Source organism: Cutibacterium granulosum (genome assembly GCF_900186975.1).
In the GTDB taxonomy this organism is placed as follows: Bacteria; Actinomycetota; Actinomycetes; order Propionibacteriales; family Propionibacteriaceae; genus Cutibacterium; species Cutibacterium granulosum.
In genome coordinates, this window is sequence record NZ_LT906441.1 from 1,784,364 (window position 1) to 1,797,067 (window position 12,704).

A 12,704-nucleotide genomic window follows, 5' to 3' on the forward strand; every position below is an offset into this window, starting at 1 on the left:
TCCCGGCTCAACCCTCCTGAGGAGAGTTCAGGGGATCGGGAGTGGAAAACCGGCGTCGGAACGGACGGGGCAGTCGGAACGGACTGGGCAGACGGGCCCGCCGGGAACGATGGCGACGACGTGTGAGCGCCGATGGGCGTGAGCACTGATGATCGGTACTGGTGCGCCGACCATCAGTGGCAGAGTCACTGGGCCCGGAGTTGGGCCCCACACACCTGCTCGGCACGAGCCACGGCAGCGTCTCGTGCCTCGGCAGCCTCGGCATCGGTGAGGGTACGATCAGCTGCCCTCAGCCGCAGACTGAACGCCAAGGACTTCCTGTGCTCGCCCACCTGCTCGCCGGCGTAGACGTCGAAGAGCTCCACCGATTCCAGCAACTCCCCGCCGCCAGCGACAAGGGCCTCGCGCACCTGGGCTGCGGAGACCTCCTCGTCCACGACGAGAGCGACGTCCTCCTTGGCCACCGGGAAGGTGGAGAGCCCCCGGATGGTGCCGCCGTCGGGGGCAGCAGCAATCAACGCGTCGAGATCCAGCTCGACTGCGCAGGAGCGAGCCGGCAGACCAGCCTTCCGGCACACGGTGGGGTGCAACTCGCCGGCATGTCCGATGACCTGTCCTGCAACGACGAGTTCGGCACAACGTCCCGGGTGCCACGGCATCAGGGCGGCGGAACGACGCTGCAGTTCCAGGCCAACCGCGTGACAGGCCTCCTCGGCCAGCAACACGGCATGGGTCCAGTTCACCTTGACTGCCGTGCCGTCCCAGCGATCCGGCAGCCAGTGTCCGGTGAGCAGTCCGGCCAGCATCCGCGGCTGGGCGGGCAGGGCTGCTGCGATCTCAGCGAGTTCTGCGTCGCTGGGGCGATGATCGACGGCCGGACGAGGCGCGGAAGCCTTCGCCGTGGCACGGAAGACCGTGCCGGTCTCGAAGATGGCAAGATCATCCTGGGAACGTGAGAGGTTGCGCCCGGCCGCCTCGATCAGCCCGGGCAGCAGGGTGGTGCGCAGGTAGGGATGGGTGTCGTCAAGCGGATTGGCCAACTTGACGGTGGCCCGACGAGGATCCTCGGCGTCCAGCCCGAGATGGTCGAGGTCCGCATCGCCCATGAATGGCAGCGAGATCACCTCGACGAACCCGGCACCGGCCACGGCGGCGGTCACCCGACGACGCGCCTGTTGGGCCTTGGTGAGGCCACCACCGCCAGCGGTACGCGGCAGCACCGACTCCACGGCGTCGAATCCGCGCTTGCGAGCCACTTCCTCGACGTAGTCGAACGGATCGACGAGATCCGGGCGCCATGTGGGTGGCACCAGGGAGAGACTGTCTCCCATGGCCGTCACCGTGACCCCGGAGCGGGTGAGGATGTCGATGACCTCGTCCTTGCCGATGTTCTGGCCGAGGACACGAGACGGAAGGTCTGCGTTGATGCTCTGACGCGGCATCGCAGCGATCGTCCCGACGGCGGTGGCAGCTCCCACGGTGGCACCGCCATAGCGGACCAGCAGTTCGGCAGCACGGTTGACGGCTGGAAGGGTCGCAGCGGGGTCCACACCTCGTTCGAAACGACGGGATGCCTCCGAACCGAGCTTGTGCCGACGGTAGGTGCGAGCCACCGTCATGGCATCGAAGTGGGCACCTTCGAGAATGATGGAGCTGGACTCGGTGGACATCTCGGTGGTGGCACCGCCCATGACCCCTGCCAGGCCGATCGCACCGGAGTCGTCGGCGATGACGAGGTCATCGGGATCCAGAGTGCGCTCGACGTCGTCAAGGGTGCGCAGCTTCTCACCCTGACCAGCCTTGCGCACGACGATGGATCCGGTGACCTTGTCGGCGTCGTAGGCGTGCAGGGGCTGTCCGGACTCGAGCATGACGTAATTCGTCACGTCAATGGCGAGGCTGATCGGACGCATCCCGGCGCGGAACAACCGATCCTGGATGAATCGTGGCGTGGGTGCGGTCGCATCGAACCCTTCCAGTGGCAGGGCGACGAACCGGGAACAGGCCTCGGAGTCCAGACGTACCGGCACCGGTCCCTCGACCGCAACGGGGTCCTCCACGCAATCCTCGGAGCTGGCAGTGCCAACACCGCCGTAGATGTCGCTGAATGCCCCACCGAGAACCCCGGAAACCTCGCGAGCAATCCCGCGCATGGACATGCAGTAGCCGATGTCGGGGGTGACATCCACCTCGAGGACGTCCTCGGGAATGTCGAGAATCGTCCTGGCATCCTCACCGGGCACCAGTGCATGACCGTCGACGGAGCTGGGCAGCACGAGGATACCGGTGTGGTCCTCACCAATTCCCAGTTCGTCGACGGCACAGATCATGCCGTCGGACATGTGACCATAGGTGCGGCGGGCAGAGATCTCGAAACCGCCCGGCAGGACGGATCCGGGCAGTGAGACGACGACGAAGTCACCCACGTGGAAGTTGTGTGCACCGCAGACGATGCCACGACCCTCGACACCGTCCTCGACGTTCTTGGGATGACCCTGGGCATTGAGTGCCGGGCCGACGTCGACGCGACACCAGTTGATCGTCTTGCCGTTCTTGTGCGATTCGGGGACCATCGACAGCACCTGGCCCACGACGACCGGGCCACTCACCTCGCCACCGGCTCGCTCGATACGCTCGACGGCAGCCGTGTGTTCGGTGAGGGTGCGTGCCACGTCGGCAGTGGTCGTGCCCTCGGGCAGCGCGATGAGCTCGCGCAGCCAGTTCATAGGTACCCTCATCGTGCTCCTCCCATCAGGGAACGGCTGAAACGGACGTCTCCCTCGACGAAACCACGCATGTCGGGGGCATTGTTGCGGAACATGACGGTGCGGTCGATGCCCATTCCGAACGCAAACCCGGTGAACTCAGCTGTGTCGACACCGCAGGCAGTGAGCACCCGCGGGTTGACCATGCCACAACCACCCCACTCGATCCAGCCCTCGGACTTGCAGGTACGGCAGGGATGCTCTGGATCGTCCACCGAAGCACCGTGGCACACGAAGCACTCGAGATCGACCTCGGCGCTGGGTTCGGTGAACGGGAAGTAGTGCGGGCGGAACCGGGTACGCACCTCACCGAACATGGCCCGTGCGAAGGCGTCCAAGGTGCCCTTGAGATGGGCCATGGTGACGTCACGATCGACGCAGAGTCCCTCGATCTGATGAAAAACCGGCAGATGGGTGGCGTCGTACTCATCGGCACGAAACACCTTGCCGGGACTCACGATGCGTACCGGGGGTTCCTGGGAGAGCAGGGTGTGGATCTGCACCGGGCTGGTGGCGGTACGCATGCACTTGCCGTCGGAGACCGGGTCGAGCCACAAGGTGTCCTGCAGGGCCCGGGCAGGATGATCGGTACCAAGGTTGAGGGCGTCGAAGTTGAACCACTCCGACTCCGCCTCCGGCCCCTCGGCCACCTGCCAGCCCATGGAGACGAAGACATCGGCTGCCATGTCCATGAGAGCGGTGAGTGGGTGGACGGCCCCCCGCGGATGTGTGGTGACCGGCAGGGTGACGTCAACCGTCTCGCTGGCCAGGGTAGCCTCGAGCTCGGCGGAGGCCAGTTCCGTCTGCTTGGCCTTGAGGGCCTGGGAGACCCGGCCACGTGCCTTGCCGATGCGCTGGCCCGCTTCCTTGCGAGCGGCAGGAGGGAGCGCCCCGATCTCACGGTTGGCCAGGGCCAGCGGTGAACGATCCCCGGCATGGTCCAGACGAACCTGCTTGAGCTGCGCGGTGCTGGTGGCCTGCTCAATGGCACTGAGCGCCTCGTCGACGCGTTGCGCGACGTTCTGCTCGTCCAAGGCGCTCACCTGCACCGGGTCGTAATTGGTGTTGGGCCCGCTCATGGGCCTCCCTCCCTGAAGTTGGCCAGATGTGCACGGGGGCACCCCCGCGTCACTGGCAAGTTTAGTGAAAGTGCTGATCGACGTATCGCTGGGCGCCCATCATGGGCTTACCGTGCACCGACTCAGCTGTGTGTCTGCACGTCCACGCCACGGTTCAGCAGGCACACCACGATTCAGCAGGTGTGTCGTACCCAGCACATTGCCAGGGCAGTCAGTCGGATCCCCCAGCACGTTGGGCACTTGCCGTCGCATACAGGCAGATGCCGGCTGCCGTCGACAGATTCAGTGATTCCGCCCGGCCCCACATCGGCACACCGACAATCGCGTCGGCCAGATTGCGCTCGGCCTCGGGGAGGCCCCATGCCTCATTGCCCATCAACCAGGCTGTTGGTCGAGCCAGGGCACCACTGCGCGACAGCTCGTCAAGGCTGTCTCCCCCGCCGTCGGCGGCAAGCACCTGCATGCCATGATCGTGGGCCCACCGCACAGCGCTGACCGAATCGACACCCACCGACACCGGTAGGTGGAAGAAGGAGCCGACCGAGGCACGCACCGTCTTGGGATTGTGCGGATCGACCGACCCGCGAGTGAGGATGACGGCGTCGGCGGCGAAGGCGTCAGCGCATCTAATCACCGTTCCCGCATTGCCCGGATCCCGCACCTGGGCACAGATGACGACGAGTCTGGGATCCTCGAGAACGGGTAACTCATCGCTGGCAAGTCTCTGACACACGGCGAAGAGTCCCTGGCTCGTCACGGTCTCCGAGAGAGTCTCGACCTGGGCCTCGTCGAGAAGGACACTACGAATACCACGCTGCCGAGCCATCGCGACGAAATCGACGTCACGACCCGGATCGCAGGTGGCCAGCAGACTCACCCGCCCCGGCCAACGCAGGGCCTCCCGAACTGCTTGGGCGCCCTCGGCGAGGAACTGCCCGGCATCGTCCCGACCACGTCGGGACAACAGACGACGGGCCGAACGCAGCGCCCCCTTGGAGATGGGAGGCAAGGCGCCCGACCCGTCGGTCACCGTGATGTCACTCACGCAGCAGTGTTCGCGGGCTGGTTCTGCTTCGCGACAGCCACGAGCTGGGCGAAGGCAGCCTGGTCACTGACGGCAAGCTCGGCAAGCATCTTGCGATCCACCTCGACACCGGCATTCCTCAGACCATTGATGAACCGGTTGTAGGTCATGCCCTCAGCGCGAGCTGCAGCATTGATGCGCTGGATCCACAGCGACCGGAAGTCACCCTTCTTGGCGCGGCGATCACGCAGCGCATAGGTGCCGGAGTGCAGCAGCTGCTCCTTGGCCTTGCGGTACGAGCGCGAGCGCTGGCCGCGGTAGCCCGAGGCCTGATCGAGGACTGTGCGACGCTTCTTCTTGGCATTCACAGAACGCTTGACGCGTGCCATAGTTGCTCTCCTTGTTCATGTGTCCGAGCCGACGGACTCGGGCGAAGTTTCTGTGGTCCGAACCACGGGGACCCGGACGCGGATGATTGAGGTGGTCTCAGCGGCCCGGGTGCTTGACCAGCAGCTTGCTGGCCTTCTTGGCCGCACCCTTGGGCAGCACGGACTGGCCGGTCAGACGGCGAGTGCGACGCGAGGACTTGTGCTCGTTGAGGTGACGCTTTCCAGCGCGGTTGTGGGCGATCTTGCCAGAACCAGTCACCTTGAAACGCTTCTTGGCACCCGAGTGGCTCTTCATCTTCGGCATGGTGGCTCCATTTCATAGTCATGCGGCCATGCGACCGCCTGGAGTGGATCTGATCCCCGACGGATCAGAGGTCGATGTCAGGGTCCATGTTGTCGGCGGGACCCTTCTTCTTCTTTGCCTGCCCAGCGGCTGCGGCCCGCTGGCGGGCCTCGTAGGCCTTGTCCGCTTCGGCCGCGGCGGCACGTTCGGCAGCCTTGCGATCACGCTCGGCACGCTGGTCGGCACGCGCCTCGGTCTTCTTGCGGGTCGGGGCCAGGATCATGAGCATGTTGCGCCCCTCCTGCTTGGGAGGCGACTCGACGGTGGCGTACTCGGCCACGTCGTCGGCAAGGCGCTTGAGGAGATTGACGCCGAGCTCCGGCCGAGACTGCTCACGCCCACGGAACATGATCGTGATCTTGACCTTGTCGCCGCCCTTGAGGAAGCGCACGACATGGCCCTTCTTGGTCTCGTAGTCATGATCGTCAATCTTGGGCCGAAGCTTCATCTCCTTGATGATGGCATTCGACTGATTGCGACGAGCCTCACGGGCCTTCTGGGCAGCTTCGTACTTGAACTTGCCGTAGTCCATGAGTTTGACGACAGGAGGACGGGCCTGCGGGGCCACCTCCACCAGGTCAAGTCCATGTTCACGGGCCAACTGCATGGCCTGTTCCACCCGGACGATACCGACCTGTTCGCCATTCGGCCCAACCAGGCGTACCTCGGGAACTCGGATCCGCTCGTTGATGCGGGGTTCAGTGCTGATGCTTCCTCCAAGGACTCGTATTCTCGTCGACCGTGACAACCGCGACAGCTGGCCCGGACTGTGCTCATGTGCACAATGCCAAGGACCGACCGAGTCAGGACAGACCAAAAAGGCTCCTGCAGATGCAGGAGCCTGACACAGAACTGCTTGCGGCGACGCATGTCAACACACAGCAGCCAGCACGTCTTGACGACGGGCCACGAACCCGGCAGAAACTCTGAGCTGCTCGCAGTCACGAGCTCCGCTCGGGTGGGAGATCAGGCCTCCACTTCCACAGACCACCTCGCGGTTGGTCACGCGGAGAGTATAGAACAGCTGGGACCTGACACAAAATCCCTGCCACAAGATCGTGACAGCGTTCCCCGTGCCTCGCGATGATCCGCAATGACGGTGCCACCACGACGATCCGCAATGACCACGTCGGACGCCCACCCGATCCTACCGTTGTGCGCCCACCGCTGCGCACACGTGACAGGTCTGCGACACCACAACCCTCCCCATCGTCCCCGTACTCGCTCGTCCTGAGCGAATATGGACCACCGTCATCTCGCATGTGGTTAGGTTGACGCCATGGACGAAACCAGCATCGTCATCCTCGTCACGATCATCACCACCGTGCTCCCCGTGCTCTGGGCCGTCTTCGGGTGGCTCGCCCGACGCTCCTGGCGGCCCGTGCTCCGTGGACTGGGCCTGGCGCTCGTTCCCATCGGCCTGCTCGTCACAGGTCTGATGCGACTGCTGGTACGCGCGCTCACCCTCGTGGTGAGCTGGTTCGCACACACCCAGATGACGACGACGATCTGGACGGGTGTGATCGTCGCTGCCATCGGCCTGCTCACATGGATCGGGGCAGGATTCATGACCCCACTGACGAGGGAGGAAGCCCGACAGCGTCGTGCCGAGCATCGGGAGCGCAGGGCTGCCGGGGCGGCTGGGAAGCCCGCTGCACCTACCTCTCGGGCCTCTCAGGCCTCTCAGGCAAGAACTGACAAGGCCCCACGGACCGCGCCCGCTGCGTCCCGCAGATCCGGGATGTCGCCCGAGGACGAGGAACTCGAGAAGATCCTCAAGGATCGCGGGATCTGAACCGTTCACAACCTGCAGGCCGAGAGCTCCGTGGAGATGATCGCACGGGCACCGGCGTCCCACAGGTCGTCCATGAGCGACTGCACGAGTCCGCGACCCACCATGGCGCGCACGGCGTACCACCCCGTTCTGCTCAGCGGGGAGATCGTCGGGGACTCCAACCCCGGCGTCAACTCGATGACGCGGTCCAGGGCGTCCTCCGGCACGTCGTAGTCGAGCATGACGTACTCCCGCGCCACCTGGACACCATTGATGCGTTGCAGGAAGTGCTCGAAGATCGTTCCACCAGTGAAGTCCTGGCGTTGGATGACGATCGCCTCGGACTCCAGGATCGTCTCACCGAAGAGACTCAGCCCAGCCTTGCGCAGGGTCGTACCGGTCTCCACGACGTCGGCAATGGCATCGGCCACCCCCAAGCTGATCGATGACTCCACTGCGCCGTCAAGTTCGACGATGCGGGCGTCGATGGAGTGGGCAGTCAGGAACTCCTGCAGCAACCGGGGGTAGGAGGTCGCGATGCGTCGCCCGTCGAGTTCGGCGGGAGTGCGTGGTCCCGTCTGCGGACCGGCAAAGCGGAACCGGGAACGTCCGAAGCCCAAGCCCCGAACCTCTGCTGCCGGGGCACCGGAGTCGTGCAGCAGGTCTCGTCCGGTGATGCCCAGATCCAAGGTGCCCTCCCCCACGTAGACCGCGATGTCACGCGGGCGCAGATAGAAGAACTCGACGCCATTGTCCTCGTCTCGCAAGGTGAGGTCCTTGCGATCGGTGCGTTGTCGGTAGCCGGCTTCCCGCAACAGCTGAGCCGACGCGTCCGACAGGGCGCCCTTGTTAGGCAGGGCTATGCGCAGCAGGTCCGAGCTTGCGCACAGATCAGGGTTGGGGACTGATCTCGACATCATCACACCTCACAGGTACTCATACACGTCGTCCGGGGTGAGGCCGAGGCTGATCATCATCACCTGCAGGTGATAGATCTCCTGACTGATCTCCTCGGCGGCACGATCCTTGCCCTCGTACTCGGCGGCCATCCACACCTCAGCCGCCTCCTCGACGACCTTCTTGCCAATGGCATGCACGCCATGGTCCAGCTCGGCGACGGTACCGGAGCCCTCGGGGCGATTGCGGGCCTTGGTGGTGAGTTCTGCGAAAAGCTGCTCAAACGATTTGCTCACGGCTCAAGGGTAAGTTGCCCCGTGATCGTCTCCTCGTCGTGCTCAACCAGCGGACCCGGTTGCCCAGAGCCCTCCGAACACTTTCGGATGGGGGAATCGGATCAGTGCGTCTGTCGCGGCCCCGAGGTCTCACCGGGAACGTGGGATCTGGCAGCCAGATCAGTTTTCCGGGACTGTTCCTTCTGGGTTCGACGCCACAGCAGAAAACCGTAGAGGCAGAACAGCCCGTAGAAGATGTACATGATGGCACTGGGATAGTACTGGGCCGCGAGCAGCAACGGAACACCGACGACGTCCACGGCAATCCACACGAACCAGAACTCGTTCCAGCCACGTGCCATCCCGAAGGTGGCAAGGATGGAGCCGGTGAGGATCCACGAGTCGGCAAGCGGCCCCCACGATCCCAATGCCCTGAGGACGACGTAGCAGACGCCAAGCATGATGAGTGCAGCTGCTCCAGCGACGACACGCTCGGATCGGGTGGCCCAACGTGGGAAGACCCCAACCTTGGACGTCACGTTGCCCCGTCGGGTGCCGGCCCAGACGATCCAGCCATAGGCCGAGGTGATGAGGAAGAACACCTGCCTACCGGCCTGCCCCCACATGTCGAGATTCTGCGGGGTGTGGAACACCGCACCCAGGAACACGGTGAACAGCACGAGATTTCCCATGATGCCAACCGGCCACGCCCACACCTTCCGATGAGCACCACCGATGGCCGAGGCGAGTCCGAAGACGTTGCCGACGACCTCTCGGTACAGCACCGGTTTGCCCAGACCCACGTCCAGCTGGGCATTGACGATCTGAGTCAGCGCCTCACCCATGAAACTCCCCTCCCCTACGACTACCGCTCCCCTGGGCAGCACCTGTTGACAACGGTGAGACCCTGTCAGGTTTCTCCTGGGGTGCCGATGGACAGCCGTGCTGGCTGCACCGACACTCATCCCAGCCCCACCACCATCGGTGGACACACGGTACACGAATGGTCACAGGAACAGCGGCCGTCGATATCCGTTGGCACGAGGGCAGAGGTGGCCACCGGGGTTCATGGGCTGGGCACAGAACGGACAGATCGGACGTCCAGCGGCAATGACCTGCCGGCACCGAGCGGCGAATTGACGAGCCATTGCGGGAGGCATTCGAATCTCCACCGAGTCGGGAGCGGCTTGGGGAGAGAGATCGAGCAGGAATTGCGGATCGGCAGCCATCACCTCGTCATCGGTGACTGCGAAGAAGTCCAGCCCCACCAGATTGCGGGTCTCCTCCCACAGCAGGGCAACGGTGCCCAGTTCGAACTCGGTCTCCATCGGCAGCTCGAGGGGGCGCTGGTCATCAGCCTCATCCGCCTGGGGCGGGATGGGTAGTCGTCCCTCCGAAAGTCGATGCAGATCGTTGAGCAGCCGATCGAGGCTGTCGGCGAGGGTCTGCAGCTGTTCCTTGTGGCAGAGCATGGTGAACAGTTCATTGGACTGACGCACCTGAATGTGGAAGGTACGATGTCCGGGCTCCCCCACACTGCCGGCGACGACGCGATCGGGGTGATGGAGTCGATGGGTGATACGCGTCATGCAGCTCACTGTAGTGCCTGATGATGGTGTCACCGACGCACGTTGCCCAGCCTTCGCCGACTCTTGCCATTATGGTTTGTGTCGAGACTCTCATGGGAAGGACACAGATGGCGTCGAGAACAGTCGGAGCCAGCGGCCTGCAGGTGTCACGGCTGGGGTTGGGGACGTTGACGTGGGCAAGCACCACCCCGACCGCGCAGGCCCGGGCCATGGTACATGACTTCGTCGAAGCCGGTGGCACGCTCGTCGACACCGCGCCCACCTATGGCTCCGGTGAGGCCGAGGAGCTGCTGGGAAAGCTCATGCACACCGACCTGACTCGTGACGATCTCGTCATCTCCACCAAGGCCGGATTCCGCGTCGAGGACGGCACCCGGATCATCGACACCTCCCGGACCGCCCTGCTCAAGGACCTGGAGGGCTCATTGCGACGCCTGCGGACCGATCACGTCGACCTGTGGCAGGTGCACGCCTGGGGATCCGCACCGATCGAGGAAACCTGCGAGGTGCTGGACCATGCAGTGACCTCCGGCAAGGCTCGCTACGTCGGGGTGTCGAACTTCGTGGGGTGGCAGTCGGCCACTGCGGCCACCTGGCAGAAGGCCATGGGATCACGCATCCCCATCGTCAGCAACCAGGTGGAGTACTCCCTGTTGGCACGTCGCGCCGAGATCGAGGTCATCCCGGCAGCAGCCTTCCACCACATGGGGATCCTCGCCTGGTCGGCCCTGGGACGAGGCGTGCTGGCCGGACGCTACCGCACCGACACGCCGCGTGACTCCCGGGCGGCATCGCAGGAACTTTCGTGGTTCGTCGAGCCATATCTGGCGCAAAAGCCTCGAGCCGTCGTCGACGCCGTGGCCAAGGCCGGGGAAGGATTGGGCATGACGCCAGCCCAGGTGGCACTGTGCTGGGTGCGAGATGCACCGACAGTGGCAAGTGCCCTGGTGGGACCGCGCCACCGCAAGCAGCTCGCAGAACTGCTCGCGACAGCGGACATGAGCCTGCCCGACGAGATCACCACGGCCCTCGACGACATCACCGGTGGGCCCAACCTGGCTCGACGCAAACCCCAGGGCCAGGACGCCGGCCAAGGCTGACCGAGTACGTGGGCTGAGAATTCGTGGGGTGTCTTGGAACGTCTCCGCTCACCGGGTGTGAGGTTTCCTCGATCGACACCGACAAGACGGGCAAGTACCCACGCAATGCGGGTGCCCGCACGGCAACCCTCCACACCAACGGAGGATCCCCGCACCTTCCAGCCACCCCTGTGCCAATCAGTGGTTACGACCGCTCCTCACGAGGCACCCATGTCATCGATGCCGGCCCGTCGTAGACCTGCCGAGGTCGGCAGATGCGGATGCTCGGGTCGTTGAACTGCTCGAGCCAGTGCGCGATCCAACCGGGAACCCGTCCGATGGCGAACATCACGGTGAACATGTTCAGCGGGATTCCCAGGGCTCGCAGCACGATCCCGGAGTAGAAATCGACGTTGGGGTACAGACGACGCTCGATGAAGTAGTCGTCGGCCAGAACGGCCTCCTCCAGCTCCTGGGCGATGTCGAGCAATGGGTCCTGACGATCCATCCGCTCCAGCAGCGGCCCAACCACCTTGCGCAGCACCCGGGCCCGCGGGTCCCAGTTGCGGTACACCCGATGCCCGAAACCGGCAATGCGCACCTTGCCATCCTTGGCTCGCGCCACGTACTGCGCCGGGGTGAGGCCGGACTCCTTGATGGTCTGCAACTGACGAACTGCGTTGACGTTGGCCCCGCCATGCCGATCACCCCACAGGGCGCACACTCCTGCCGAGGCCGAGGCGAACAGATTGGCACCAGAGGAACCAACGGTTCGCACCGCTGTCGTCGAGCAGTTCTGGCCATGGTCGGCATGCAGGACGAAGAACAGGTTGAGGGCACGTGCCGCAACGGGATCGGGCTCGTAGAGCTGGTACGGCAGGGAGAACATCATGTGCATGAAGTTCTCCACGTACTTGAGGTCCATCCGCGGATAGATGGCTGGCTCACCCACCGAGGCCTTGTACGACGCAGCAGCGATGGTACGCACCCGCGACATGAGCTTGGCCGAGTTGCGGATGGCGGAGTCCTCGTCGGTGATCTTCGGACGATCATGGGTGCTCATCGCATTGATCATCGCCGACATGATCGCCATCGGATGGCTGTTGGGCGGGAAGGCGTTGAAGTGCAGATCCATGTTGCGATGCAGTGCCGAGTTGCGCGCCAACAGCTCGGAAAAGTCATTGCGCTCCGCCGGGGTCGGCAGCCGACCGGTGATGAGCAGCATCGCCGTCTCCACGAACGACACCTTGTTCTCGGCCAAGGTCTCGATCGGAATGCCTCGGTAGAGCAGACGCCCGTTCTCGCCGTCGATCCACGAAATTGCCGACCGACACGACGCCGTGTTCGCCAGGGACGGGTCCAGGGTCGTCACACCGGTGAGTTCGCGCAGCCGCGAGATGTCGATGGCCCGATCCCCCGTCGTCCCCTCGACCACCGGGAGCTCAACGGTCTTGCCGTCAATGGTGATGGTGCAGATGTTCTCCGTCATC

13 protein-coding genes are annotated in these 12,704 nt (G+C 64.4%); 2 read left to right on the forward strand and 11 right to left on the reverse strand.

The features are described 5' to 3' along the window. Positions 1-185: 185 nt before the first annotated feature. The 6 genes from pheT to infC all read right to left on the reverse strand — a co-directional run bounded on the left by pheT (position 186) and on the right by infC (position 6,348). Complete coding sequence (gene pheT, locus CKV91_RS07600; protein ID WP_065860544.1) at positions 186-2,738, reverse strand: phenylalanine--tRNA ligase subunit beta; 2,553 nt, start codon at positions 2,736-2,738, stop codon at positions 186-188. Beyond that, a complete protein-coding gene (pheS, locus tag CKV91_RS07605) occupies positions 2,735-3,844 on the reverse strand; it encodes a phenylalanine--tRNA ligase subunit alpha (RefSeq protein WP_021104721.1) in 1,110 nt (369 codons plus the stop codon). Before pheS ends, pheT begins: the two co-directional genes overlap by 4 nt. Positions 3,845-4,055: 211 nt before the next feature. Next, positions 4,056-4,889, reverse strand: a complete 834-nt coding sequence (locus tag CKV91_RS07610; RefSeq protein WP_021104720.1) for a TrmH family RNA methyltransferase — start codon at positions 4,887-4,889, stop codon at positions 4,056-4,058. Further along, complete coding sequence (gene rplT, locus CKV91_RS07615; protein ID WP_021104719.1) at positions 4,886-5,257, reverse strand: 50S ribosomal protein L20; 372 nt, start codon at positions 5,255-5,257, stop codon at positions 4,886-4,888. The genes CKV91_RS07610 and rplT overlap by 4 nt, the downstream gene beginning before the upstream one ends. 97 nt (positions 5,258-5,354) lie before the next feature. Continuing rightward, the gene (gene rpmI / locus CKV91_RS07620) at positions 5,355-5,561 is read right to left on the reverse strand and encodes a 50S ribosomal protein L35 (protein WP_021104718.1); all 207 of its coding nucleotides are present in this window, start codon (positions 5,559-5,561) and stop codon (positions 5,355-5,357) included. 64 nt (positions 5,562-5,625) lie between these two features. Continuing rightward, on the reverse strand, positions 5,626-6,348 hold the full coding sequence (infC, locus tag CKV91_RS07625) for a translation initiation factor IF-3 (protein WP_081659136.1): 723 nt from the start codon (positions 6,346-6,348) through the stop codon (positions 5,626-5,628). 531 nt (positions 6,349-6,879) lie between these two features. Here infC and CKV91_RS07630 point away from each other — a divergent pair. Next, positions 6,880-7,395 (forward strand): hypothetical protein, encoded by a 516-nt coding sequence (locus tag CKV91_RS07630; RefSeq protein ID WP_065860543.1) that lies wholly within the window; start codon positions 6,880-6,882, stop codon positions 7,393-7,395. A 5-nt stretch (positions 7,396-7,400) separates the two neighbouring features. Here CKV91_RS07630 and hisG read toward each other — a convergent pair whose 3' ends face one another. The 4 genes from hisG to CKV91_RS07650 all read right to left on the reverse strand — a co-directional run bounded on the left by hisG (position 7,401) and on the right by CKV91_RS07650 (position 10,135). Then, a complete protein-coding gene (gene hisG, locus CKV91_RS07635) occupies positions 7,401-8,291 on the reverse strand; it encodes an ATP phosphoribosyltransferase (protein ID WP_021106117.1) in 891 nt (296 codons plus the stop codon). A gap of 9 nt (positions 8,292-8,300) precedes the next feature. Beyond that, entirely contained in the window at positions 8,301-8,567 is a 267-nt protein-coding gene (locus CKV91_RS07640; protein ID WP_021104714.1) for a phosphoribosyl-ATP diphosphatase, read from the reverse strand. A 101-nt stretch (positions 8,568-8,668) separates the two neighbouring features. Continuing rightward, on the reverse strand, positions 8,669-9,391 hold the full coding sequence (gene pnuC, locus CKV91_RS07645; RefSeq protein ID WP_021104713.1) for a nicotinamide riboside transporter PnuC: 723 nt from the start codon (positions 9,389-9,391) through the stop codon (positions 8,669-8,671). A gap of 162 nt (positions 9,392-9,553) precedes the next feature. Continuing rightward, positions 9,554-10,135 (reverse strand): DUF3090 family protein, encoded by a 582-nt coding sequence (locus CKV91_RS07650; RefSeq protein WP_021104712.1) that lies wholly within the window; start codon positions 10,133-10,135, stop codon positions 9,554-9,556. Positions 10,136-10,242: 107 nt separating this feature from the next. On the opposite strand from CKV91_RS07650, the gene CKV91_RS07655 reads away from it, so the two are divergent. Further along, positions 10,243-11,235, forward strand: a complete 993-nt coding sequence (locus CKV91_RS07655; RefSeq protein WP_021104711.1) for an aldo/keto reductase — start codon at positions 10,243-10,245, stop codon at positions 11,233-11,235. A gap of 184 nt (positions 11,236-11,419) precedes the next feature. Here CKV91_RS07655 and CKV91_RS07660 read toward each other — a convergent pair whose 3' ends face one another. Beyond that, the gene (locus CKV91_RS07660) at positions 11,420-12,703 is read right to left on the reverse strand and encodes a citrate synthase (RefSeq protein ID WP_021104710.1); all 1,284 of its coding nucleotides are present in this window, start codon (positions 12,701-12,703) and stop codon (positions 11,420-11,422) included. Between the last annotated feature and the right edge of the window lies 1 nt (position 12,704).